The organism is Malaciobacter mytili LMG 24559, assembly GCF_003346775.1.
GTDB classification, from domain to species: Bacteria; Campylobacterota; Campylobacteria; order Campylobacterales; family Arcobacteraceae; genus Malaciobacter; species Malaciobacter mytili.
On the sequence record NZ_CP031219.1, the window covers coordinates 2,690,126 to 2,716,682 of the forward strand.

Sequence of the window (26,557 nt, forward strand, 5' to 3'; positions counted from 1 at the left end):
GAGTTAAAATGAATATAAAATTAGAAGATTTAAAAAATATATATTTTAGAACTTATAAAATTCGGCAAACAGAAGAAGAAATAGCTAAAAGATATAAAGAGCAAGAGATGAGATGCCCTACTCACTTAAGTATAGGACAAGAACTTGTTCCTTCAATATATGCTGAATTTGTAAATAATGAAGATTATGCAGTTAGTACACACAGAGCACATGCTCATTATTTAGCAAAAGGTGGAGATATTAACTCTATGATTGCTGAAATATATGGAAAAAAAACAGGTTGTTGTGAAGGATTAGGTGGTTCTATGCACCTAATTGATAAAAAAGTAGGCTTTATGGGAAGTACAGCTATTGTAGGGGGAACTATTCCTCTTGGAGTAGGCTTAGCCTTATCTATTCAAATTAAAAATGAAAAAAGAATTAGTACAGTATTTTTAGGAGATGGAGCTACTGAAGAGGGTGTATTTTATGAGTCATTAAATTTTGCTGCCCTAAAAGGTCTTCCAGTTCTTTTTATCTGTGAAAATAATCTTTATTCTGTATATTCAAATTTAGAAGTAAGACAACCAAAAAATAGAAAAATTTATGAATTAGCTAAAGCTATTGGAGTTTCTTCATCTTATGCAAATGGTTATGAAATTGAAGAATCTTATATAAAACTAAAAGAAGCTATATCTTTTGTAAAAAATGAAAGAAAACCATTTTTTATTGAATTGGATACATATAGATTTAGAGAACATTGTGGTCCAAACTTTGATAATGATATAGGATATAGACCTATTAGTGAATATGAAGAGTTTTTAAATAAAGATCCTTTAGTAAAATTAAGAAACCACCTTTTAAAAACAAATTTAAAAGATGAGATTTTATTAAAAGAAGAGCAAATAAATAAAGAAATCAATGAGGCTTTTTTATTTGCTAAAAACTCACCTTGGCCAGAATATAATGAACTTAATTCATATTTATTTAAGGAAGCTTTATGAAAAAGACAACCTTTGCACAAGCAATAAATGAAGCTTTAGAAACAGCATTAAGAATTGATAATACAGTAATAAAATATGGATTAGGAGTAACAGATCCTTATGGGGTATTTGGTACAACTAAAAATTTACATAAATTTTCTCAAGATAGAGTATTTGATATGCCAACTGCCGAAAATGCTATGACAGGTGTTGCAATTGGAGCAGCAATGGGTGGATTAAAACCTATAATGACCCATCAAAGATTAGACTTCTTTTTATTAGCCATGGACCAACTTGTGAATAATGCTTCAAAATTTTATTTTATGTTTGGAAAACAGATAAATTTACCAATTACAATAAGACTTATAATAGGTAGAGGATGGGGACAAGGACCAACTCATTCTCAAAGTTTACAAGCTTGGTTTGCACATATCCCAGGATTAAAAGTAGTTATGCCTACAACTGTAAAAGATGCAAAAGGGTTACTACTTGAAAGTATCTTTGACCCAAATCCTGTTTTATTTTTAGAACATAGATGGCTTCATAATTTAGAAGGGGAAGTAGAAGAAAGTGATAATTTTAGAGTAGCAATAGGAAAAGCTGAAATATTAAAAGAAGGTAATGATATTACAATTATTTCTATGTCATATATGAGTATAGAAGCTCTTCATGCAATAAAAGAACTTGAAAAGTATAATATCTCTTGTGAATTAATAGATTTAAAAACTATTAGTCCTATAGATTGGGAAACTATTTTTAAATCTATTGAAAAAACACAAAGAGTTATTGTTTTGGATACATCATATGAATTTGGTTCAATAGGAAATGATATTATTGCCAAAATCTCAATTGAATATTTTAATAAATTAAAAGTAGCTCCAAAATTAATTGCTTTACCAAATATACACTCTCCTACAAGTTATTCATTAACAAAAGAATATTATAAAGATGCAAAAAATATTATAGAAGAAATCTCAACAATATTTAATATAAATATCAATCTTGATAATTTTAATACAGGACCTCATCATGATATTCCAGGTGACTGGTTTAAAGGTCCTTTTTAATGAAAAAATATGTTTTATTAACAGGAGCTAGCAGTAACTTAGCAAAAGAACTAATTAAAGATTTTAATGAAAAAAATTATACTGTAATTGGTATTTCTAGAAAAGAAATACAAGATGATAACAATATTTTTATATCTTTAGATTTAATGCAAAAAGGTTCATTAAAACTATTAAGAAAAAAATTAAAAGAAAAAAATATATTTCCTAATATAATAGTACATAATTTAGGAGGGAAAATTGAAAATGACACCCACCCTCTTAAGGCTAAAGTTTTAAAAAAATCCCTTAAACTAAATTTAGGTATTGCTGTTGAGATAAACTCTTACTTTATACAAAAAGCTATAAAAAAAGCTATAAAATTAAATATTATTCATATTAGTTCTGACTCCTCTATAAATGGCTTAGCTTCTCCTGCTTATGTTGCTTCAAAAAGTGCCATAAATGCCTATGTAAAAAGTACAGCAAGAAACTATATTAAAAATGGTATTACTTTATGTTCTATACTACCAAGTAGATTTACTGAAAATATGCAAAGCACAAATAATAATTTATTGGATTTGTTTCCATTAAATAGATATTTAAAAACCTCAGAAATTTCTAATTTTATAGTACATATAGCAACTTTGGACAATATATGTTACAGTGGAAGTAATATAGTTTTAGATGGATGTAAAAGATAAGGAAAAAAATGAAAGCTGCAGTGTTATATGATACAAATAAGCCTTTAAAAATAGATACTCTTGAATTTAGTGCATTAAAATATGGACAAGTTCTTGTAAAAATAGCCTATAGTGGTATTTGTCATTCTCAACTTATGGAAGTAAGAGGTAAAAGAGGTGAAGATAAATGGCTTCCGCATCTTTTAGGACATGAAGCAACAGGCATTGTGCAAGAAGTTTCAAAAGGAGTAACAAAAGTAAAAAAAGGAGATAGAGTTGTCCTTGGATGGATAAAAGCAGATGGTATTGATGCCCAATGTGCAGAATATTTTAATAACAATCAAGTTATTAATTCAGGGAAAGTAACTACTTTTAATGAATATTCTATTGTTTCTGAAAATCGACTTATAAAACTTGATAAAGAGATTCCTTTAGATGAAGGAGTACTATTTGGTTGTGCCATACCAACAGGTGCTGGAATAATAATAAATGAAATTAACCCCAAAGAAAATTCAACAATTGCTATTTTTGGATTAGGAGGGATTGGTCTTAGTGCACTTATGGCAACAAAGCTTTATAATTTTAAAAAAATTATTGCTATTGATATAGAAGATAAAAAACTAACTTTGGCAAAAGAATTTGGAGCAACACATACTATTAATTCAAAAAAACAAAATGTAAAAGAGGAAATTTTAAAATTAACTTCTAATCAAGGGGTTGATTATAGTGTTGAAGCATCAGGAGTAGCTCAGGTTATTGAACTTGCATTTAATAGCGTAAAAAAAGAAGGAGGCTTATGTGTTTTTGCTTCCCATCCTCAAAACGGGGATTTAATTAAACTTGATCCCCATGACCTAATTTGTGGTAAACAAATAAAAGGAAGTTGGGGTGGTGCTTGCTATCCAGATAGAGACTTACCAAAATTTTTTGAACTTTATAAACAAGGAAAACTTCCCTTACATAAACTTTTAGAAAAAAGATATACTTTAGAAGAAGTAAATCAAGCTTTAGATGATTTAGAAAATAGAAAAGTTACTAGACCATTACTTGAAATAGATACTAAATTAGAAGAGGAAAGATGAAAAAAGCTTTAGTATATGGAAATTTTAATATTTTACATCCAGGACATCTAAGACTACTTAAATTTGCAAAAGAGAGTGCTGATTATTTAATAGTTGCAGTAAATTCAAATAAATTAACATCAGACCCAAATCTTTTTGATGAAAAAATTAGATTGGAATCTATTCAAGCTACTTCTTTTGTAGATGAGGCATTTATATTAAATGAAGATATTTTAGATTATATAAAAAGAACAAAACCAACTTTTGTTGTAAAAGGTAAAGAGCATCAAATAGAAAAAAATAAAGAAGAAGAGATTTTAAAAAGTTATGGAGGCAAACTATTATTTACTTCTGGAGAAATAGGTTTTTCTTCTTTAGATTTATTAAATAAAGAGTTTGAAATAAATGATTCTTTTATACAACATGAAAAAAAATATATTCAAAGACACAATATAAAAAAAGATGACTTAGTTACTCTTATTAATAACTTTTCAAAACTAAATATTTTAGTAATTGGAGATACTATTATTGATGAATATATTACTTGTGATCCAATAGGGATGAGTCAAGAAGACCCAACAATAGTAGTAACTCCTCTTTCTACAAAAAAATTTATAGGAGGAGCTTCAATAGTAGCAGCTCATGCAAAAACACTTGGTGCAAATGTTTCTTATATTTCTGTATTAGGAGAAGATGAAAACTATACTTTTATAGAAAATTATTTAAAAAATTTAAATATTTCTGCAAAATTATATAAGGATAATACAAGACCTACTACTTTAAAACAAAGATTTAGAGCATTAAATAAAACCTTATTAAGAGTCAATCATTTAAAACAACATTATATTAATTCTGATATAGAAAAAGATATTATAAAAACTATAAAAGAATTTAAGAATTTAGATTTGATTATCTTTTCAGATTTTTCATATGGGATTTTATCAAAAACAATAATTGAAGAGATAAGTTTATTTGCCCAAAATAATAATATCTCTATGGTGGCAGACTCTCAAAGCTCTTCCCAAGTAGGAGATATTTCAAAATTTAAAAATATGCATATTGTAACGCCAACGGAAAGAGAAATTAGATTATCTTTAAATGACTTTGAATCAGGGCTTGTTATTTTATCAAGTAAATTAAAACAAAAATCAAATCCTAAATATATTTTTACAACTTTAGGAGCAGAAGGAGTAATGATATATAATTCAAATAAAAATGAGTTATTAACAGATAATATTCCTGCATTAAATCTTAATCCAAAAGATGTAAGTGGTGCAGGTGATTCTTTTTTAATTTGTGCTTCTATGTCAAATACAGTTGGCGCAAATATATGGCAAGCTGCATATTTAGGTTCTATTGCAGCTGCTATTCAAGTAAGCAGAATAGGTAATATTCCTATAAAAAAAGATGAAATAATTAAAGAGTTGAATTTTTAATGAAAGCTTTATTACTTGCAGCAGGGTTTGGAACAAGATTAAGACCAATTACAAATACCATTCCAAAATGCTTAGTTCCAATTAATAATAAGCCTTTACTTCAATATTGGCTGGAAAATTTAACTAAAGTTGGTATAACAGAGTTTTTAATAAACACACACTATTTACATAAAGAAGTTGAAAAGTTTGTAGAGCAATCTATATTTAAAAAACAAATAACTTTAAGTTATGAAAAAAACTTATTAAATACGGGGGGAACTTTACTTGCTAATAAAGACTTTTTCAATAAAGATGAACCTTTTATGTTAATTCATGCTGATAATTTTTGTTTTTGTGATTTTAATGAATTTATAAATAGCCATAAAAATAGTTCATATGATTTGACAATGATGCTTTTTAGAACAAAAACACCTAGTTCTTGTGGTATTGTAAAACTTGATGAAAATGCAATTGTAAAAGAGTTTTATGAAAAAGTAAATAATCCCCCATCAAATTTGGCAAATGCTGCTGTTTATATTTGTAATTATAAAATTTTTACTTTTCTTGAATCTTTAAATAAAAAAGAGATTGATTTTTCTTTAGATGTAATTCCAAATTATTTAGGGAAAATTAATACTTTTATAAACAATAACTACCATATAGATATAGGAACTCCCGAAACTTACGCAGAAGCTCAAAATTTTATAATCTAAATTTAAGAAAAGTTAAGTTAATATCTTTAACTATTATTAGTATACTTTAGGATAAATATATGGGAACAAAAGAGCCTCAATACAATATGCAAGTGGAAGAAGCTAATGAAAAAGGTTTAGCAAAATTAGGTTTAACTACTAGTCATACTTATAGAAATGACCCTAGAAGATTACTTTTTCTTTTATCAAGATATAAATTTGTTTCAAAAATGTTTAGTAATTATGAAAATATTCTTGAAGCAGGTTGTGGAGATGGATTTGGAACACAAATCATATCTCAAGAATGTAAAAATATTGATGCTATTGATTTTGATGAAATCTTTATAGAAAATTGTAAGAAAAATAGAGACAACCCAAATGTAAATTTTTATTTACATGATATATTAGATACTCCTTTTAAACAAAATTATTATAATGGAATTTATTCTTTAGATGTATTAGAACATATACCAAAAGAAAAAGAATCAATTTATTTAATAAATTTAGTAAAATCTTTAAAGTATAATGGAAGTTTAATTATTGGTATGCCAAGTCTTGAATCACAAGAATATGCCTCAATACAGAGTAAACAAGGGCATATCAATTGTAAAAGTGGTAATGAATTAAAAACTCTTTTAGAAGAGTATTTTCATAATGTTTTTTTATTTAGTATGAATGATGAAGTAGTACATACAGGATATTCAAAGATGGCTCATTACATACTAGTATTATGCACTTATAAAAAGGAATTTAAATGAAAAAAGTTATTATAATTGGAGCAGGATTTGCAGGTACTACAATTGCATATTTATTAAAACAAGAAGGTTATGACTGCACAGTTATTGAAAAAAAAGATGTAATAGGAGGAGGATGTCGAACTCATTTTTTTGGTGGGCATCCATTTACTTATGGACCAAGACCATATTATGGGTATTCTCAAAAGATATTCAATTGGATAGATTCTTTTGTTAAACTAAGAAAAATGCCTCTTTATCTTTTAAGTTATGTGGAAAAAGACAATAGATTTTATAATTATCCTATTCATGAAGATGATATTAACCAAATGCCAGATAAAGAAGAGATATTAGAAGAATTGGCTCAAAGAGATAATTCAAAAGAACCTGATAACTTTGAAACGTATTGGATTCAAAGAGTAGGGAAAAGACTATATGATAAATTTGTTAATACATATTCAAAAAAGATGTGGCAAATAGAATCAAATAAGCAACTTGATACTTTTAATTGGTCAGCAAAAGATGAACCAATTCAAAAAGGCTCAAAACAAGTATATAAAGACTCTATTATTGCTTATCCTTACAATAAAGATGGATATAATCAATATTTTGAAAAGATGTTAGAAGGTTCAACTCTAATAAAAAATAATGGTGTAAAAAAATGTAACTTTGATAAAAAAGAAGTATGTTTAGAAGATGGAACTACTTTAACATATGATTTATTAATTTCTTCAATGCCAATTGAAGAACTTTGTGAAAATAAATTAGGAGAACTTCCTTATATTGGTAGAGATTTTATAAAATTTGTACTTCCTACTAATACTATATTTCCAGAAGGTGTAAAATTTTGTCATTATACAGGAGAAGAACCTTATACTAGAATAGTAGAATACAAACAACTTACATACCATGAAGCAGAAGATACTTTATTAGTAATGGAGTTACCTTCAAATAAAAATAAACTATACCCTTATATGATAAAAAAATATATAAATAGAGCTCAAGAATATATTGATTCACTTCCCGAAGAAGTATATTCAATAGGAAGATTAGGAACTTATAAATATTCAACAATTGAACAAACAATTTCACAATGTTTTGAGGCTTATACTAAAATTACTGGAAAATCAATTGATGGAATAGAAAATGAATTTTATAAAATTGGAGATATAAAAGAGATAAAAAGTAGGAAATAATTATGCTTATTAGTGAAGAAGAATTTGTAAATAAATATTCTCAAGAAGAGTTTATAAACTTTATTGAAAAGATTAAAAATTATGTGAAACATCCTGAAATTTTAGAAAAAGAAATTTTAGAAAAAGATGAAAAGACAATAAATAGTTTAACTTTTCCAAAACCAGATGAATTTTCATACTATCTTACAAGATATAAAGGGCTTTTAGAAGATGAAAGAAGATTAAAAAATTTTTTCATCTCTTTAAAACAACCACGAAATGAGTTAAAAAGAGATTATTTACCTACGATTTTAGATATAGAACCTATAAGTAGATGTAATTTTCGATGTATTATGTGTCAATTATCAGGGTGGAAAAATGCACAAAGAAGTGAAGATTTAAAAATAGAAGACTATAAAGAACTTATAGATTCACAATATGGATTAACTGAAATAAAACTTCAAGGAATAGGAGAGCCTTTACTTCATCCTGATTTTTTTGAGATGGTAAAATATGCTGTAAGCAAAAAAATTTGGGTAAGAACTACAATAAATGGCTCTTTATTACATAATGAAAATTTTAAAAGGCTTATTGATTCTGGAATAAATGATATTCAAATATCTTTTGATGGTGCTACAAAAGAGATATTTGAAAAAATTAGAAAGAAATCTAACTTTGAACAAGTTGTAGAAAATGTAACTTTATTAAATACCTATGCAAATAAATTAAATAAAAATGTTACTAATATGTGGGTTTTACTACAAGAATATAATAAACATCAAATTTTAGACTTTATAAAAATAGCTCAAAAGATGCAATTTAAAAAAATGACTTTTTCTATTGGACTTGGATTTTGGGGACAAGAAAAATGGGAAAAAACAAATAAAAAAAGAGTTGCAAAAGATGCATTTAGTGAAAAAATCAAGCAAGAGTTAATTGAATTAAAAAAATCTTCAAATATTGATATTACTATTTGGGATTTACAAAGTAAGTTTTCCACTAAAGAAGAAAAAACTTTATGTCCTTGGCCATTTAATAGATATTTTATTGGCTCAGATATGAGAATTTCCCCTTGCTGTATGATTGCAAATCCAGATATTTATAGTTTAGGCAATCAAAAAGAGATAAAAACTTGGAATACACAAGAGTTTATAAATTTTAGAGAAAAGCATTTATTAGGACAAATCCCTGATGTATGTAAGAATTGTTATGAATAAAGGAATTAAATAATGACTAATACTAAAAGTCCTAAAGTATCTATAGTTTTAGTTACTTATAATCGTGCAAATGAATTAAAAGAGGCTATTGAACAGGTATTAAAGCAAACTTATGAAAATATTGAGTTATTAATTGGAGATGACTGTTCATCTGATAATACTCAAGAAGTTATAAAATCATTTAATACTAATAAAATTAAAAATATAAGACATAAAAAAAATCAAGGTTTTTTTGACAATTGGCAAGCAACACTTAAATATATAAATAGTGATTATTTTATACCTATTATTTGTGATGATGATAGATTAGTTGATCCAAACTTTATTAAAGATAGTATTTGTTTATTTATGCAAGAAGATGATATAGATATGGTATTTGCAAGAGTGGGAACAGTTATAAATAAAAAACTTACCCTTCAAGAACATGAATTTAAAAATGAATATACAGGTATGCAATTGGTTAAAGACTTTTATTTATACCAAAAGCATTTATGCTTAAGCACTATGATTTTAAAGAAAAAATATTTAGATTTCTTTTTAAATCCTAACTTTAAATGGGATTCTTCTATTGTTTCAAATGACCAAGTTTTAATTTATGATATTTTACTACATTGTAAAAAAATTAAATTCCTAAATAAAGTAGTTTATCATTGGATAAGAGAAGAGAACATAGAGACATTTAGTAATAGTATTCAAAGTAGTGTTTATGCACAACTAAAAAATACAACCTCATTAGTTGAACATGTGATACCTTATTTAAAAGAAAAAAATTTAGAACATTTAATAAATTCATTTGATAAATATTTTCTTAATCATTTTGAACAAATGGAAATGAATTATTATTTAAATTTAAATCAAGAAATTTTTGAAAAGTTAATTAGTGAAAATGAACTAAAAAATAAAAAGATTTATATATATGGTTTTGGAGAAGTGGGTATAAAATTAAATGATTTTTTAATTAGTAAAGATATTTTTATTTGTAACTTTATTGATGATATTAGAAAAGGAGAAGATATAATAACTTTTTCTAATTATTTAAAAAATGAAAATGAAGATTCAATAATTATAATAGCCTCATATAAAAGAAAAATTATTCATAATATTTATAAAAAATTAATACAAATACCAAATAAATTTAAAATTTTAGAACTTATAGATAATTAGAACTAAGGAAAAAAAATGTTAAAAGAAGCAATAGATTTTTTTGTTTGCCCTTCTTGCAAAAGTAATTTAAGTTTAGAAATTTTACAAACAAAAAATGATAGAGTAAAAGAAGGAACATTAACGTGTACAAACTGTTCTAATAAATATCAAATTATTAATTTTATTCCTAGATTTGTAACAAATGAAGAGTATGTTAGCTCTTTTGGTGATGAATGGCATTTGTTTAAAGATGTAAAAAATACTAGACCCTCTATGTCTAAAGATGAAATGAGTAAATATTTAAATTTAAATAAAGAAGATATTGAAAATAAATTAGTTCTTGAAATAGGTTGTGGAGCAGGTCCTTATTTAGATATTTCTGCAAAAGAATATAAAGCAAAACATATAATTGGAGTAGATTTAAGTCGTGCAGTTGATGCTGCATATGAAAATGTTGGAGAGCTTGAAAATGTAACTATTATTCAAGCAAATTTATTTCATCTACCTTTTAAAGAAAAAAGTTTTGATTTAATCTACTCTTTAGGAGTACTTCATCACACTCCCGATACAAAAAAAGCTTTTAAAGCAATTACTCCTTATGTGAAAAAACAAGGGCTTGTTTCTATTTGGCTTTATGGAAAATATTGGGAAAGAAAAATAAAAAACCAAAACTTCATAAGAAGAAATATCACTTCTAAATTTAGTTCAAAACAACTATATACATTTAGTAAAATTAGCTCTTATTTTTATTATTTATATTTATTACCTATTATAGGAGATGGATTAAGAGAGAGATTTCCTCTTGCAATGGATAAAGATATACAAGTTAGACAATTAAATACTTTTGATATGTATAGTCCCACTTATATAAATTATCACTATCTTGATGAAGTTTATGAATGGTTTGAAGAAGAGAATTTTAAAGATATAAGACCTTCGAGATATTTACTAGGGATGAAAGGGTACAAAGCTTAATATGAGTTTTTTAGATTTTATTTCTTTTAAGATTATTCCATTATTAACAGGAGAAAATAAAAAACCAAATGTTTATATTACTAATATAAATTTTTTAAATTGGTTACAACTAAAAAAATCAATAAAAAAAAGTATTCCTTATATAAAGGGAAAATGTGCAGATATTGGCTCAGGACATTCCCCTTATAAAAAATATATTTTAAATAATATTGAAGAGTATATTTCAATTGATAAAGGTAATATTCATACTCATATGTTTAGCTCTTCTAAAGAAAAATTTATTGATGCTGATATAAAAGAGTTACCTTTTGAAAATAATAGTTTTGATACAGTGATTTTAACTCAAGTATTAGAACATATAGATAATCCTTTTAAAGCCTTAGAAGAGATAAAAAGAGTTCTTAAAAAAGATGGTATTTTAATATTATCTGTTCCTTTTATCTATCAAGCCCATGCAACTCCTTATGATTTTTATAGATTTAGTGAATATGGTTTAAAAGAGATTTGTAAAAACTATGATTTTAAAATTTTAGAATTTCATTATCAAGGTTATTTAGGAACTACTATTTTTTCAATTATAAATGGTTTTATATGGGAAGTATCAAGTAAAAATAAACTTTTAAGAAACACAATATTACTTCCTTTTTTATTTTTTATTTTTTCATGTAATAACTTATTAGGATTACTACTAGATAAAATAAAATTAAAAAACTATTGTCCAAATTTTTGGTTGATTTTAAAAGTAAAAAAATGAAAACCATTGCCATATTTACTCAAAATTTAGATATAGGTGGCGTTCAAAAATCTGTATTTTTATTATCAAATTATTTAAAAGATAAATTTGATATAAAAATAATCCTAGCAGAAGATAATAAAAATATAAATTACAATATCCAAGATATTGAAATTTTTAAAATAAAAACAAAAAAGATTAATATTGAAGAAGAAAATATTGGAGAAAAACTTTTTAATTATAGAGTAAAAGAATTAACAACTTTATTAGAAAAAATCAAACCTCATCTTTTAATAAGCTATGAAGATTATAATAATTTAATTGCTCTTGAAAGCTCTTTTTCTTGCAAAAAAATCATCTCTTGTAGAGTTAGCATTTTTGATTCATACCAAGATAAAAAAATCCATCTTCTATCTTCAGAATTTTACTATAATAAGATAAAAAATTTATATCCTAAAGCAAATAAAATAATTACAGTAAGTAATTCAATAAAAAATGAATTAGAGGATATTTTTCATATTAATAATAGTATTACTATACATAATGGTATTTTAAAAATAAAGACTTTTACTCCTTGTAATTATTCAAATTTTATATTAAATATTGGAAGATTACATAAACAAAAAGGACAACTTGATTTAATAAAAGCTTTTAATAAAATCAAAACTCAAATCAAAGAGAATTTACTTATTGTAGGAGAAGGAGTTTTAAGAGCTGAACTTGAAAATGAAATAGAAAAGTTAAACCTTAAAAATAGAGTTTTTCTAATTGGAGCAGACTTACCATATTCTTATATAAAAAATTGTTCTTTATTTGTTTTTCCTTCTTATTATGAAGGTTTTTCAAATACAATATTAGAAGTTATGAGTTTAAAGAAAAATATACTTGCTTATAATTATAAAGGAAGTAAAGAGGTTCTTTTTAATGAAAATTTAATAGAAAAAGGTAATATTGAAGAACTTAGTTTAAAGATTGTATTTTATTTAAAAAATAAAAAAGAGAATAAACTTTTAGAAGATAAACTTTTTATGCACTCTAAAAATTTTTCTTTAAATAAAACTTTACAAAAGTATGAAGAGGAAATAAAAAAATGTGTGGAATTATAGGTTGTAATTATAAAATAGATAATTTTCATAAAGCTATTGAATTATTAAATCATAGGGGACCAGATAACTTAGGTTTTTATGAGTATAAAAATAATCAATTTGGACATACAAGACTTAGTATTATTGATTTAAATGAAGAAGCAAATCAACCTATGATTTTTGATGATTTAGTTATAACGTTTAATGGAGAAATTTATAACTATCAAGAACTAATAAAAGAAGAAAATCTAACTTGCCTTACAAAATCAGATACAGAGGTTTTAATAAGACTTTACCAAAAATACGAAAAAGAGTTTTTAAATAAATTAGAAGGAATGTTTTCTTTTTGTATTTATGATAAAAAGAAAAACTCTTTTTTTTGTGCTAGAGATAGATTTGGGAAAAAACCTTTTTATTATTACTATAAAGATAATAAATTTATTTATGCAAGTGAAATAAAATCTATATTAAAACTATTAAATACAAAACCTCAAATAAATAATAATGCCTTTTATGAATATCTTACGTTTATGACTCCTATAAATGAAAATACTTTTTATCAAGATATTAAAAAATTAAGTGCAGGAAGTTATATATTTTTAGATGAAAAAAGTTTTAAAATAGAAAAATATTATGATATAAATAATATAAAAACTACCCAAGATAATGAAAAAGAGATTTTAGAAAATATTGAAACATTACTTATAAATTCTGTAAAAAAAAGACTAGTTTCTGATGTGGAAGTAGCTACTTTATTATCAGGGGGAATTGATTCTTCTTTAACTTCTGCACTATATGCAAAATTTAGTAATAAACAAATAAATACCTTTTGTATAGGTTATGATGAACATACTCACTATAGCGAACTACCATATGCAAAAATTGTTGCAAAGCATATAAACTCAAATCATCATGAATTAATTATAGGAAAAAAAGAGTTTATTGAAACAATAGATACCATGTTAGATTTTGTAGATGAACCTTTTGCAGATAGTGCCTCAATTCCCACATACTTAATTAGCCAATTTATAAATAAACAAGGTATTAAAGTGGCTCTTTCAGGAGAAGGGAGTGATGAGAGTTTTTTAGGATATGATAACTACTTTAAAATGCTTCAATATTATAAAACAAAAGCAGAAAACTCTACATTTAATCTTACAAAAGAGTGGGAATATAATAAAAGAGCCTATTTTAAAGAGCCTATTTATCAAACTTGTGGAGAAGCTTTTACTGAAAGGCAAAAAGAAAAACTATTAGTAAATTATAAAGCTAAAAATTATATAAAAAACTATATGGCATATGAAGAGTGCCCTACAAAATGGCTTACTTATATTGATTTTAAAATTTGGATAGCAGAAGTTTTAATGACTAAAATAGATAGAATGTCAATGGCAAACTCTTTAGAATTAAGAGCTCCTTTTTTAGACCATCAATTAGTTGAATATATGTTAAGTGTAGAAGATAAAATAAAACAAGGAAATACAAATAAATATTTATTAAAGCAAATAGCTCAAAAGTATTTACCCAATGAGATTGTTCATAGACAAAAAAAAGGCTTTTCATTTCCTTTTTTAGAGTGGTTACATGAAGAGTATAAAGAAGAAATTTTAAATACTATACTAAAGGTTAATAAAAAAACTAATATTTTTAATGAAGACTTTGTAAAGTTTATATATAATGAATCAAAAGAAAATCGATTTAAACAACATCTATGGAATCTTTATATTTTTGCTAGATGGCACGATAAAAATAATTAAGGTAAAAAATGAATAATTTTTCACAAGAAGATAAAAAAATCTTTGAAGAAATAGAAAAAATAAGAGAAGAGATAAAAGCCCAAAATATCCCTATTACACTTAAAGATTATGGTGCAGGAGATCCAAAAGAAAATAGAGATGAAGAACAGATGTATAAAGGTGTTGAAAAAGTAACAAACTCTTTTGATTTATGTTCTATTGGTTTAAAAAATGAATGGGCACAAAAGCTTTACTTTTTAGTAAAACAAAATAAGCCTAAAAATATTTTAGAAATGGGAACTTGTTGTGGATTTTCAAGTATTTATATGGCCAAAGCAAATAAAACTTCAAATATTTTTACTATTGAAGGTGATTGCAATGTTGCCCAACTTGCTTCAAATAATATAAAAAAAGCAAATTGTACAAATATAAAGCAGTTTATAGGAAAATTTCAAGATATTTTACAAGAAGTTTTAGAAGAGATAAAAACAATAGATTTTGCTTTTATTGATGGTCACCATGATAAAAATGCTACTATTAAATATTTTGAACAAATTAAACCTTATTTAACAAATAACTCAATTGTTGTTTTTGATGATATTTCTTGGTCTAAAGGTATGCAAGAAGCTTGGGAAGTTATAAAAAAAGATACTGTAATTGAAAAAATAGAAGATTTAAATAAACTTGGAATTTGTTATATAAGGTAAATAATATGATATGGTTTGATTTAGTTACTCCAAAATCTGTTTTATTTTTTATTCCTATAATCAAAGAGATTGAAAAAAGAGGAAGAAAAGTTCTAATAACAGCAAGGGAAGGAAATGGTTATTCTGAAGTAGTTGAATTATTAAGACTTTATAATATGGAATTTGTAAATAGAGGGGAGTTTGGAGGAGCTTGTTTAAAAGATAAACTTCACGCTTCAATAGAAAGACAAAAAGCCCTAATGGAATTTGTAACTATTTATGATATAGATAGACTGGTTTGCTTATGTTCTGTTGATGCAAATAGAGTTGCTTTTGGTCTTGGAATACCTGTAATAAACTTTTATGATATTCCCCTATCAGATTATAATACAAACTTTAAAAAAGCCCTTCCTCAAGCAAGACTTACCTTACCTTTATCAACAAGAGTTTTTAAACCTTTTGTTGTTCCAGATGAGATATTCTTACGATTTTCTCTAGATGAAGAACAGATTTTTGATTATAATTTTATTGACCCACTTATTTGGCTAAAAGATTTTAAACCTGATTTTGAATATGTAAAAAAAGTGCTTAAACCTTATAATCTTGATTTATCAAAAAAACTAATTATTATTAGAGAAGAAGAGTATAAATCTTCTTATGTTGATAAAAAATACCCAATTTTATATGAAGCCTTAGAAGAGATACATAAAACTACTAATTCAAATATAGTAATTATTCCAAGATATGAAAGCTCATATTTAAAAGAAGAGTTTCCTTTTGCAACTATTTTAGAAGAAAAAACAATAATCCAACACCTATTAGCTTATGCTGATTTATTTATTGGAGGAGGAGGAACTTTAAACACTGAAGCTTGTTTTTTCAATACTCCCACAATATCTACAAGAAGTTTTATTTGTCACTATGATAAGTATCAAATAGATAATAACCTTATGTATTGGGTAAATACAAAAGAAGAACTTTTACAAAAAGTTTATACTCTACTTGAAAGTAAAAAAGAAGAAAAAGAGAATGTATTTTTACAAATGCAATTAAATATTTCTAATATGGTAGATGATATATTAAAATAAAAATATTACAAAATGCAATAAAAATATATACTTTATATTTTTTTTGCTAAAATTCCAACATAAATAAATTTTTGGGAAAAAATAATGGATGAAAATCAAAGAAAATCACTAGATTTAGCAATTAAACAAATTGACAAAGCATTTGGTAAAGGTACTTTAATTAGACTTGGAGATAAAGAAGTTATGCCAGTTGAAGCTATCTCTACTGGTTCACTTGGATTAGACTTAGCTCTTGGAGTAAATGGTTTACCAAAAGGAAGAGTTATAGAGATTTATGGACCTGAAAGTTCAGGAAAAACTACACTTACACTGCATGCAATTGCAGAGTGTCAAAAAGCAGGTGGAGTATGTGCTTTTATTGATGCAGAACACGCTTTAGATGTAATTTATGCAAGAAATCTTGGTGTTGATGTGGATAACTTACTTGTATCACAACCTGATTATGGTGAGCAAGCATTGGAAATTCTTGAAACAGTTGTAAGAAGTGGAGCTGTTGATTTAGTAGTAATTGACTCAGTTGCTGCACTTACACCAAAAGTTGAAATTGATGGTGATATGGATGACCAACAAGTGGGAGTTCAAGCTAGACTTATGAGTAAAGCTTTAAGAAAAGTTACTAGTATTATGAATAAAATGGGAACTACTGTAATTTTTATCAATCAAATTAGAATGAAAATTGGAATGACAGGATATGGAAGTCCTGAAACAACAACAGGTGGAAATGCTTTAAAATTCTACTCTTCTGTAAGACTTGATATTAGAAGAATAGCAACTTTAAAACAAGGTGAAGAAAGTATTGGAAATAGAGTAAAAGTTAAAGTTGTTAAAAATAAAGTTGCACCACCATTTAAACAAGCTGAATTTGACATAATGTTTGGAGAAGGTATCTCTAAAATGGGTGAACTTATTGATTATGGGGTAAAACTTGATATTGTTGATAAAGCTGGAGCTTGGTTTAGCTATGGTGACACTAAAATTGGTCAAGGAAAAGAAAACTCAAAAGTATTCTTAAAAGATAACCCACAAATTGCAAAAGAAATAGAAGAAAAAATTCTATTAGCTATGGGAATGAACAACACAAATAAAATCTTTGATGGTGAAGAAACTGTTGAAGAAGACGATTAAAATCAAAAGAGATCTTCTCTTTTGATTTACTTACTTTACTTACAAATTAACTTCAAATAAATCTTATAAAAGCAATTACCAATTATTTTTTTTGTATAATATCCTTAAATTTACGCAACACAAAATAGGAGACCCAGTGGTATATATTGATAACGTTTACGCTGATGAAGTATTAGATTCAAGAGGAAACCCAACTGTAAGAGCAACAGTAATTTTAAGTGATGGAACAAAACAAAGTGCTATCGTTCCAAGTGGTGCTAGTACAGGGAAAAGAGAAGCTTTAGAATTAAGAGATGGTGATGATAGATTTTTAGGAAAAGGTGTTTTAAAAGCTGTTGAAAATGTTAACACTTTAATTGCAGATGAACTAATTGGATTAAGCCCATATAATCAAGCAGAAGTTGATGCAACTATGAAAGATTTAGATGGTACAAATAATTACTCTAAATTAGGGGCGAATGCAGTTCTTGGTGTATCTATGGCAGTTGCACGTGCAGCAGCAAAATCGCTAGATATTCCATTATATAGATATTTAGGTGGAGCAAATGCTATGACTATGCCTGTACCTATGTTTAATATTATCAATGGTGGAGAACATGCAAATAACTCAGTTGATTTTCAAGAGTATATGATTATGCCAGTTGGATTTGAAAATTTTAATGATGGATTAAGAGCAGCAGCAGAAGTTTATCATAACCTTAAAAAAATTATAGATGAGATGGGTGAAAGTACAGCAGTTGGTGATGAGGGTGGATTTGCTCCAAACTTAAAATCAAATGAGGAACCTATTCAAGTTATTTTAAAAGCTGTTGAAAAAGCTGGTTATAAAGCTGGTGAACAAATTGCAATCGCACTAGATGTTGCAGCTTCTGAGCTTATCAATGAGCAAGGTAAATATGTATTAAAATCAGAAAATAGAGAATTAACTTCAGAAGAGTTAGTGCAATACTATGCTGATTTATGCTCTAAATATCCAATTGTTTCAATTGAAGATGGATTAAGTGAAGATGACTGGGATGGATGGAAAATTCTAACTGAAAAACTTGGAAATAAAGTTCAACTAGTTGGTGATGATTTATTTGTAACAAATGCAGCAATCGTTGCTGAGGGAATTTCTAAAAAAATTGCAAATGCAGTATTAATTAAACCAAACCAAATTGGAAGTGTAAGTGAAACTATGCTTACTATTAGATTAGCACAAAGAAATAACTATAACTGCGTTATGTCTCATAGATCAGGTGAAAGTGAAGATGCATTTATTGCAGATTTCGCAGTTGCTTTAAATTGTGGACAAATTAAAACTGGTGCTACTTCTAGAGGTGAAAGAAACGCTAAATATAACAGACTTCTAGAAATTGGTGCTGAAGTTGCATATGCAGAATATTTAGGAAAAGCTCCTTTTTCTAAATAATTAAATGAAACATAAAGTTCATGAAATAAAGAAATTTAGTGTAATAGCAATAGCCTCTATTGCTGTTACACTTTTTCTAAGTTATCATGTTGCTATACTTTTATTTGGAAGTAATTCGTTGGATGTTTATAATTCTTTAAAAGATAAAAGGGTATATTTAATCAACGAAATTAAAAGATTACAAGAAGAAAATGCCCATTTGCAAAAAGAGTATTTTGAACTAAAAAACTTGGAGCCAGAACAATGAAAAAAATATCTTTATTTATAGCATTACTGATATTATCATCAAATTTAAGTGCGAGAGAAAATCCTTTTGAACCTACACAAACTTATAATGAAGAAGTTGCAAGACTTATGGAAATAGATGAAAGTTATCCAGATGAATTTGATAATCAAGAAAAATACTATATCAAAGAGATTCAAGATAATATGAAAGCTAATAGTATAAATAAAGATACAAAAGCTTCAAATGAAAAAAAAGAGCCTGAAGTCTTAACAGAAGAGAAAGTAAAAAAGCTTATAACACAAGCTCAACAAAAAACAGTTAGCGAAACTAAAAAGATTGTAAAAGAGCTAAAAGAGCAAAAACCTGAAGAGATTATTTATGTTAAACCAAGAACTGATGTATCTTATGAAAAAGAGATTTTACCATTTTTAAAACTTGAATATACAAATGAAAAACTTCAGTTACAATCAAAATATAAAGTATTTAAAAAGTTTACTTTACCAAATAAAAATAAAATGATTTTAGATTTTTATGCAAATGAAAACTTTTATACAATAAGAGAAGATTTAAACTCAACAAACTTTACAAAAATTACAGTTGGAAATCATAAAAAAGATAAATTTTTTAGAGTTGTAGTTGAATTATCTGATACACCATTAAATTATGAAGTAACATATGATGATAATCAAGTTACTATTTATAAACTAGAACAGATGTAAAATCTGTTTTAGTTTTTTGCTACTACATTTGGCTTCTTAAATCCCAAATAACTTGTTAATACTCTAATTACAATCATAACTATTAAAACCTCTAAAATTGAAGCTAAAATAAAAGCATAATAATGAAACTGATCAATTGCATGATTGTGATATGCAATTGTTGTTACAGCAATTAAAAGAGTTAAAGGCATAGAGTGAGATAGTCCTAGCATAAAAAACTTATCTCTACCCATCTCTTTAATAAATAATAATGATGCACAAAATCTAATTGCTATCATAGCAAATACAATTAAAAGTGCTGTTGTTATAAGCCCATCTTGAAATAACTCTTCTAATTCAAAAGAAGACCCCACATAAATAAAGAAAATTGGAACTAACCACCCAAATCCAAAGTGTTCTAATTTATGAGGTAATGACTTATTATGTTCAAAGAAAGTTGTAATAAATGTACCAGCAATAAATGCTCCAAAAGCAACTTCAAGCTGTAAATATATCATTAGTGCAATCATTACAAAGAAAATAGCCATAGATACTCTTATATCTTGTTCTTGATGGTCTTGAGTAGGCATAAGATATGTTTTAATCTCAGGATACCACCATACAACATTATGAAATAACTTATAAATAACTGTCATTAAAATCATAAAAACTGTAAATAAAAGCATTGTTTTATAAAACTGCCAAGTTATACCAAACTCAAGCATAGCAGAAACTGTTGTTAATGCAATAATTGAAACTATCTCTCCAATTAATCCTACAACAATAGCCATTCTTATCCAATCCACATCACCATACTCTTTTTTAAGTGCAGCAAGTATTCCAATGGAAATAAGAGGTAAGGTTACAATAAAAATATTACTTAATTCAAAATATAAAGTAATTGCAATAGATAAAGAAAATAGCACCACATTATATAAAAGAGATTTTTTAAGAATATTTGTTGGAATTGTTATTAGTTTTCTTAAATCAACTTCTAAACCAGCTAGAAACATTAAATATAAAAAGCCAAGCTCAGCAACTAACTCAAAAATTGAGTTTTCAACAATAAATGAAAAATATACTGCCAATGCTCCCAATGCTATTTCAATGGGAATTGTTGGTATCTTTAACGCCTTAGATAATAGAGGCGATGTAAATATAATTACAGATAAAGATATAATAATTAAAATTTCATCACCCATATATTACCTTACTTATTACATTCTCTTGTAATTTTAAAACCTAATCTTTCAAGTTCATCAATATCTTCTTGAGCAGACCTTCCTGCTGTTGTTAAGTAATCACCTATAACAAAAGCATTTGCTCCTCTATCAAAGATTTTATATTGTTCTTCTCCAAACATTAACTCTCTTCCTCCTGCAACCATTATTTTTTTCGCATTTGGAATCATTTTTCTTGCTAATTCAATTAGCTCAAAGGCCTCTTGTCTTGTAACACTATTTTCAACAATTGGTAAAGCAGAATTTGGATGGAAAAAATTTAAAGGAACATTCATAGGGTCTAAAGATGCAATTGACTCAAGCATAGATACTCTTTGCTCTTGTGTTTCACCTAAACCAAAAATTCCTCCACAAACAAGTCTTAACCCTACTTCTTTTACATTTTTACAAGTTTGGTATCTCTCTTCCCAAGTATGTGTAGTTACTATTTGAGAATAAAAATCTTGCGAAGTTTCTAAATTATGATTATAAGCATCAACTCCAGCTTCTTTTAGTGTTTGTAATTGTTCAACTGTTGCTGTACCATTACAGGCTATTAAAATTAATCCTAAATTCTCTTTTTTAACTGCTCTTGCAGCTTCACATACAAACTCTAATCTTTTTGGTGTTAAACCTTTACCAGCAGTTACTAAGCAAAAACCATTTGCATTATTTTCTTTTGCTCTTTTTGCTTCTTTAACAATTTGCTCTATATCTTTTTGTTTGTATCTTTGAATATCAGCTTTGTACTTTACACTTTGTGTACAAAATTTGCAATCTTCATTACATGTACCACTTTCAATATTACAAATAGCACAAAGAAATATCTCTTTATTTTCGTTCATATTTATACTCTTCTTTCTTAAAATTATTAGTATTTATATCTCTAAAGTAGTAGTTAATTATATACTCATTTTCTTTAATTTCTAGCAATACGCACTCACTAAGGGGTTTTTGCCTTGCACAAACCTCCCCTGGATTAATAAACAAAGTATTATTAGTATAACTACACTCAAACTCATGTGTATGACCAAAAATCACTATATTACTGTCTGAATTAAGATAATAAGGTAAGTGCATTAACTTAAATGTAATATCTTTTATTTTAAAGTAATATGGTTCTTTTTTAATTTTATATTTATCTGATAAACCCAATAAAGAGTAATCATTATTGCCAAAAACAGTAACATATACAAGCTTTGAATTATGTAATAATTTTAAATTATCTTCTATACATAAGTCACCAGCATGGACTAAAAACTGGGCACCTTGTTCCTTTAGATGATTTATTACTATTTCAGTATAGTCACTTCTTGAGTGACTATCTGATAAAATTCCTATTTTCATTTTGCTTTTTTTGTAGTTGTCTTAGAAGTGCTTTTTGTTGTTTTTTTAGTAGCAGTTTTTGTTTTTTTAGCAGGCTTAGCATCATTTTCAATAATCTCTTGACACTCTTCTAAAGTTAAATCTTGTGCAACTTTTCCTGCAGGTATTTTATAATTTTTTCTACCTTTTTTAATATATGGTCCATATTGCCCTATTAATATTTGTATTTTCTCTTTTTCAAATACTTTTATTGTTGCTTTATCTTTTGCTTCATCTATTTCTTTTATAACTTCTAAGGCTCTATTTAAATCAATAGTATATGGATCATCAGTTTTTAATGAATAAAATTTTGTCTTTACTTGTAAATAAGGACCAAATCTACCAATATTTGCAATAATATCTTCCCCTTCATTATTTTTACCCACATTTCTTGGAAGATTAAATAAAAATAGTGCTTCATCTAAAGTAATAGTATCCATATTTAAATGTTCAGGAATTGCAACAAATTTTGGTTTTTCTTCATCCTCTTTACTTCCAATTTGAACAAAAGGACCAAATCTTCCAACTCTAGCAGTTACAGGTTTCCCTGATTTTGGATCAGTTCCAATTTCTCTTACTTGTAAATAGTCTTCTTTACTTACACTTGTCTCTTTTTCATCAATTCTCTTTTTAAAATCTCCATAGAAATCTTTCATTACTTGTTCCCAAGCAATTTTTCCCTCAGCAATTTCATCAAATTCTTCTTCAATTTTTGCTGTAAAACCTAAATCTACAATTTCAGAAAAATGATCTGTTAGAAAAGAGTTTACAATCTCACCTGTTGGAGTAGGTGCAAGTTTTTTGTCTTCAGTTTTAACCACATATTCTCTTTGTTGAATTGTTGAAATAGTTGGAGCATAAGTTGAAGGTCTTCCTATCCCTTCACTTTCAAGTTTTTTAACTAAACTAGCTTCAGTATATCTTGCAGGTGGTTTAGTAAATAGTTGTTCTAAATCCAATTTTTCTAAATCTAAAATTGTTCCAACTTTTATTGTTGGTAAGATTTTTTCACTACTATCAAGGGCGCTTTCAGGATTATCACTACCTTCTGTATAAGCTTTCATAAATCCCGCAAAAAGAATTCTTTGTCCCTTTGATTGAAATTCAAACTCTTTATTTTTCCCTGCACTAATTTTGTATGTAGTATTTGCAATTTTTGCACTACTCATTTGTGTTGCTAAAGTTCTCTTCCAAATTAAAGAGTATAATTTATATTGAACACTTTCCACATATGGTTTAATATCACTTGGTTTTAAAGCTAAATTAACAGGTCTAATGGCTTCGTGTGCTTCTTGTGCACCTTTTGCTTTTGATTTATAAACCCTTGGTTTATTTAATGAATACTCTTTTCCATACTCTTGCTCAATTACTTCTTTGGCTGCACTTGTTGCAACTTTTGAAAGATTTAAAGAGTCAGTTCTCATATAAGTGATTAACCCACCTGTATGATTTGGGATATTCCCTACATTTCCTTCATAAAGTTGTTGTGCAATAACCATTGTTTGCTTAACAGAAAGTCCAAGTTTTCTACTTGCTTCTTGTTGTAAAGTAGAAGTTGTAAAAGGAGGTGCTGGATTTCTTGTAGATTCATTTTCCTCTATATCAAAAAGTTCAAAATTACCTTGATTAATTGAAGCTTCAATCTCTTTTGCTTCTTGTTCATTTTTTACTTTTGCAGTTTTTGTATTAATTTTTGCAAGTTCTGATTTTAATTCAGGATTTATAAAATCAGCTTTTATTTTCCAATACTCTTCAGGAACAAACTCTCTTATTTCATTTTCTCTATCAACGATAATTCTTACTGCAACAGATTGAACTCTACCCGCACTTAAACCATATCTTACTTTTTTCCATAAAAGTGGCGATAACTCATATCCAACTGCTCTATCTAAGATTCTTCTTGCTTGTTGAGCATCTACTAAATTTTGATCAACATCTCTTGGATTTTCTATAGCTTTTAAAATAGCATCTTTTGTAATTTCATGAAAAACTATTCTTTTAATAGGATTTTTTTCAATTTTAAGTGAAGGAATTAGGTGCCATGCAATAGCTTCCCCTTCCCTATCTTCATCGGCTGCTAGGTAGATTACTGTATCTTTTGTAATATGTTTTTTTAAATCTGCTATAACTTTTCTTTTATCAGTTGAAATTAAATACTGAGGTTTAAAATTATCATTTGGGTCAAAACCTAATTTTGATTTTGGTAAATCTCTTACATGCCCCATTGAGGCCATAACTACATAACTATTATCTAAAAACTTTGATATTGTTTTTGCTTTTGCGGGTGACTCCACTATTACTAAATTCTTCAAACTATCTTACCCTTACCCAATTTTTAAAGTGCAAAGTGTATCATAAATTAATCTAATTAAAAATAAAGTTTAATAAATAACTATCTCTTCTTCTAAATTTATATCAAATTTTTCTTTAACTTTTTGCTTTGCTAAGTTTATTAAAAAAATTGCATCTTCAAAAGTTCCAGCCCCTTCATTTATCAAAAAGTTAGCATGTTCTTTTGAAAAAGACATATCCCCTTTTTTAAAACCTTTTAAACCAACTTCTTCTATTAATCTTCCTGCAAAATCATTTTTTGGATTTTTAAAACAAGAACCAGCACTTGGTTTTTGGGGTTGATTATCTCTCATTTTATTAAACTCTTTTAATCTTTCTTTACTAAAACCACTTTGTGTATTTAAAACTACTTCATAAACTATAGTATCAATTTTTGTATCCCTATAAGAATACTCTACTTCTTCTTTTTTTATATAACCATCTTTTGTTTTAATTTTTTCTATATGATTAAAAATTTCCCAAACTTTTAATCCTGCATTCATTTTTACAACCCCACCCATTGTTCCAGGTAATTTTGCTAAAAACTCTAAATTTGCTATATTATTTTTTCTACAATAACTTAAAACTTTTCCTGTACTTGTTGCACAACCTATATAAAGCCTATTTTCTTCTTGTTTTATATAATCAAAATTACTTCCTAAAATAGCAAAGTTTGGAGGGTTATTTGATACTAAAAGATTATTAGCTTTTCCAATTATTGTATAGTTATCATAATCACCAATTTCTTCAATTACTTTAATTTGACAAACTGGTCCAATTTTTATAGAAGAGTATCTTGAAAAATCTACTTGTTTTATCACTTGTTTCTTAATTCCTCATATTCACTTGGAATTAAAAAATCTTTTGCTTTTATTAAATTCTCATAAAAGCCATGTTTATATCCTAATTCAAACAATTTATCCAAAGCTTTATATTGTATTTCACTTAACATTATAGAATCATCATTTGCATAAAGGTCTAAATAAGTATCAAGAGTTGGGGCATCTACTCTAATAAGTCCTTTTTCTAAAAGCATAGGAGCTAAAACTTTTCTATTTTTATTTGCAACATCAACAGCTTTTATTAAAGTATTTTCATAATCAATTGCACTATGTAGTGGAATTGAACGTCTAAGACACATACCCCCTAAAGGTAAAGGTAGCTCTCCTCCACTTAATTCAACCCATACATCCCACATCTCTTTTTCAACTTCTAAATCTTTATCATAAGTTAAAATTGATTCATGAATTAAAACTCCTGCATCAACACTTCCTTCTAATACAGCTTTTTCAATATCTAAAAAGTTCATATATGATATTTTTGCTTCAGGATAGGCTATTTTAAATAAAAGAGCATTTGTAGTAAATTCTCCACTTAATGCCACTTTGAAATTTCTTTTTAGTTTAGCACCTTTTTTCTTAATTAATTTTGGTCCATACCCTTGACCAAAAGAAACAGCTGTTTTTAATAAAGCATACTCCTCTTTTACAAAAGGATATAGTGCAAAAGAAATTGCACAAATATCATAAACACCTTTTAAAGTAGCTTGATTTAATGTTTCTATATCATCTGCAATATTTTCAAACTTTGCATCTTTAGCAGTTACCCAACCAAACTTAATTGCATAATACATAAAAATATCATCAGCATCTGGTGAGTGAGCAACACTTATAGTTTTCAAATTGTTTCCTTAGTTTCTTTGTAGTAGTTCTTAAAAAACAAATTGTAACAAGTTATCTATTACTTAGAAGTT

The 26,557-nt window shown here is 26.7% G+C and carries 26 protein-coding genes; 20 read left to right on the plus strand and 6 right to left on the minus strand.

The window, feature by feature from the left end; genetic code table 11:
• The first annotated feature begins 8 nt into the window (after nucleotides 1–8).
• The 20 genes from AMYT_RS13000 (at nucleotide 9) to AMYT_RS13095 (ending at nucleotide 19,909) form a co-directional block, all read left to right on the plus strand.
• Nucleotides 9–983 carry a thiamine pyrophosphate-dependent dehydrogenase E1 component subunit alpha gene (locus AMYT_RS13000; protein ID WP_114842950.1) on the plus strand — a complete coding sequence of 325 codons (975 nt, stop codon included), beginning with the start codon at nucleotides 9–11 and terminating at the stop codon, nucleotides 981–983.
• Nucleotides 980–2,029, plus strand: a complete 1,050-nt coding sequence (locus AMYT_RS13005; RefSeq protein ID WP_114842951.1) for an alpha-ketoacid dehydrogenase subunit beta — start codon at nucleotides 980–982, stop codon at nucleotides 2,027–2,029. Before AMYT_RS13000 ends, AMYT_RS13005 begins: the two co-directional genes overlap by 4 nt.
• A complete protein-coding gene (locus AMYT_RS13010) occupies nucleotides 2,029–2,709 on the plus strand; it encodes an SDR family NAD(P)-dependent oxidoreductase (protein WP_114842952.1) in 681 nt (226 codons plus the stop codon). Before AMYT_RS13005 ends, AMYT_RS13010 begins: the two co-directional genes overlap by 1 nt.
• An 8-nt stretch (nucleotides 2,710–2,717) precedes the next feature.
• Entirely contained in the window at nucleotides 2,718–3,770 is a 1,053-nt protein-coding gene (locus tag AMYT_RS13015; protein ID WP_114842953.1) for a zinc-binding dehydrogenase, read from the plus strand.
• The gene (locus tag AMYT_RS13020; RefSeq protein ID WP_114842954.1) at nucleotides 3,767–5,185 is read left to right on the plus strand and encodes a PfkB family carbohydrate kinase; all 1,419 of its coding nucleotides are present in this window, start codon (nucleotides 3,767–3,769) and stop codon (nucleotides 5,183–5,185) included. Before AMYT_RS13015 ends, AMYT_RS13020 begins: the two co-directional genes overlap by 4 nt.
• Nucleotides 5,185–5,877, plus strand: coding sequence for a nucleotidyltransferase family protein (locus AMYT_RS13025; protein WP_114842955.1), 693 nt, complete (start codon nucleotides 5,185–5,187; stop codon nucleotides 5,875–5,877). Before AMYT_RS13020 ends, AMYT_RS13025 begins: the two co-directional genes overlap by 1 nt.
• A 59-nt stretch (nucleotides 5,878–5,936) precedes the next feature.
• Complete coding sequence (locus tag AMYT_RS13030) at nucleotides 5,937–6,614, plus strand: class I SAM-dependent methyltransferase (protein ID WP_114842956.1); 678 nt, start codon at nucleotides 5,937–5,939, stop codon at nucleotides 6,612–6,614.
• The gene (locus AMYT_RS13035) at nucleotides 6,611–7,786 is read left to right on the plus strand and encodes an FAD-dependent oxidoreductase (protein WP_114842957.1); all 1,176 of its coding nucleotides are present in this window, start codon (nucleotides 6,611–6,613) and stop codon (nucleotides 7,784–7,786) included. The genes AMYT_RS13030 and AMYT_RS13035 overlap by 4 nt, the downstream gene beginning before the upstream one ends.
• Before the next feature lie 2 nt (nucleotides 7,787–7,788).
• The gene (locus AMYT_RS13040; RefSeq protein WP_114842958.1) at nucleotides 7,789–8,982 is read left to right on the plus strand and encodes a radical SAM protein; all 1,194 of its coding nucleotides are present in this window, start codon (nucleotides 7,789–7,791) and stop codon (nucleotides 8,980–8,982) included.
• 12 nt (nucleotides 8,983–8,994) lie between these two features.
• Nucleotides 8,995–10,146, plus strand: coding sequence for a glycosyltransferase family 2 protein (locus AMYT_RS13045; RefSeq protein WP_114842959.1), 1,152 nt, complete (start codon nucleotides 8,995–8,997; stop codon nucleotides 10,144–10,146).
• A gap of 15 nt (nucleotides 10,147–10,161) precedes the next feature.
• Complete coding sequence (locus AMYT_RS13050; RefSeq protein WP_114842960.1) at nucleotides 10,162–11,100, plus strand: methyltransferase domain-containing protein; 939 nt, start codon at nucleotides 10,162–10,164, stop codon at nucleotides 11,098–11,100.
• Nucleotide 11,101: 1 nt separating this feature from the next.
• On the plus strand, nucleotides 11,102–11,854 hold the full coding sequence (locus AMYT_RS13055; RefSeq protein ID WP_114842961.1) for a class I SAM-dependent methyltransferase: 753 nt from the start codon (nucleotides 11,102–11,104) through the stop codon (nucleotides 11,852–11,854).
• Nucleotides 11,851–12,939: a glycosyltransferase gene (locus AMYT_RS13060; RefSeq protein WP_114842962.1), complete on the plus strand. Its 1,089-nt coding sequence runs from the start codon at nucleotides 11,851–11,853 to the stop codon at nucleotides 12,937–12,939. Before AMYT_RS13055 ends, AMYT_RS13060 begins: the two co-directional genes overlap by 4 nt.
• A complete protein-coding gene (asnB, locus tag AMYT_RS13065; protein ID WP_114842963.1) occupies nucleotides 12,924–14,675 on the plus strand; it encodes an asparagine synthase (glutamine-hydrolyzing) in 1,752 nt (583 codons plus the stop codon). The genes AMYT_RS13060 and asnB overlap by 16 nt, the downstream gene beginning before the upstream one ends.
• An 8-nt stretch (nucleotides 14,676–14,683) precedes the next feature.
• Nucleotides 14,684–15,361, plus strand: coding sequence for an O-methyltransferase (locus AMYT_RS13070; RefSeq protein ID WP_114842964.1), 678 nt, complete (start codon nucleotides 14,684–14,686; stop codon nucleotides 15,359–15,361).
• A 5-nt stretch (nucleotides 15,362–15,366) separates the two neighbouring features.
• Entirely contained in the window at nucleotides 15,367–16,428 is a 1,062-nt protein-coding gene (locus tag AMYT_RS13075; RefSeq protein ID WP_114842965.1) for a DUF354 domain-containing protein, read from the plus strand.
• A gap of 84 nt (nucleotides 16,429–16,512) precedes the next feature.
• Nucleotides 16,513–17,553, plus strand: coding sequence for a recombinase RecA (gene recA / locus AMYT_RS13080; RefSeq protein ID WP_114842966.1), 1,041 nt, complete (start codon nucleotides 16,513–16,515; stop codon nucleotides 17,551–17,553).
• A gap of 136 nt (nucleotides 17,554–17,689) precedes the next feature.
• Nucleotides 17,690–18,964, plus strand: a complete 1,275-nt coding sequence (gene eno, locus AMYT_RS13085) for a phosphopyruvate hydratase (RefSeq protein ID WP_114842967.1) — start codon at nucleotides 17,690–17,692, stop codon at nucleotides 18,962–18,964.
• A 4-nt stretch (nucleotides 18,965–18,968) separates the two neighbouring features.
• The gene (locus tag AMYT_RS13090) at nucleotides 18,969–19,211 is read left to right on the plus strand and encodes a septum formation initiator (protein WP_114842968.1); all 243 of its coding nucleotides are present in this window, start codon (nucleotides 18,969–18,971) and stop codon (nucleotides 19,209–19,211) included.
• On the plus strand, nucleotides 19,208–19,909 hold the full coding sequence (locus AMYT_RS13095; RefSeq protein ID WP_114842969.1) for an AMIN domain-containing protein: 702 nt from the start codon (nucleotides 19,208–19,210) through the stop codon (nucleotides 19,907–19,909). The genes AMYT_RS13090 and AMYT_RS13095 overlap by 4 nt, the downstream gene beginning before the upstream one ends.
• Before the next feature lie 8 nt (nucleotides 19,910–19,917).
• On the opposite strand, the gene AMYT_RS13100 is transcribed toward AMYT_RS13095, so the two are convergent.
• From AMYT_RS13100 to AMYT_RS13125, 6 genes are all read right to left on the minus strand, one after another.
• Nucleotides 19,918–21,090, minus strand: a complete 1,173-nt coding sequence (locus tag AMYT_RS13100) for a cation:proton antiporter (protein WP_114842970.1) — start codon at nucleotides 21,088–21,090, stop codon at nucleotides 19,918–19,920.
• Between the two features lie 8 nt (nucleotides 21,091–21,098).
• Nucleotides 21,099–21,953, minus strand: a complete 855-nt coding sequence (locus tag AMYT_RS13105) for a biotin synthase (protein WP_114842971.1) — start codon at nucleotides 21,951–21,953, stop codon at nucleotides 21,099–21,101.
• A complete protein-coding gene (locus tag AMYT_RS13110) occupies nucleotides 21,940–22,455 on the minus strand; it encodes a metallophosphoesterase family protein (protein ID WP_114842972.1) in 516 nt (171 codons plus the stop codon). The genes AMYT_RS13105 and AMYT_RS13110 overlap by 14 nt, the downstream gene beginning before the upstream one ends.
• Entirely contained in the window at nucleotides 22,452–24,785 is a 2,334-nt protein-coding gene (gene topA / locus AMYT_RS13115) for a type I DNA topoisomerase (RefSeq protein WP_114842973.1), read from the minus strand. Before topA ends, AMYT_RS13110 begins: the two co-directional genes overlap by 4 nt.
• A 69-nt stretch (nucleotides 24,786–24,854) precedes the next feature.
• Nucleotides 24,855–25,625, minus strand: a complete 771-nt coding sequence (locus AMYT_RS13120; protein ID WP_114842974.1) for a UDP-N-acetylmuramate dehydrogenase — start codon at nucleotides 25,623–25,625, stop codon at nucleotides 24,855–24,857.
• Complete coding sequence (locus tag AMYT_RS13125) at nucleotides 25,622–26,485, minus strand: menaquinone biosynthesis family protein (RefSeq protein WP_114842975.1); 864 nt, start codon at nucleotides 26,483–26,485, stop codon at nucleotides 25,622–25,624. The genes AMYT_RS13120 and AMYT_RS13125 overlap by 4 nt, the downstream gene beginning before the upstream one ends.
• Nucleotides 26,486–26,557: the final 72 nt, after the last annotated feature.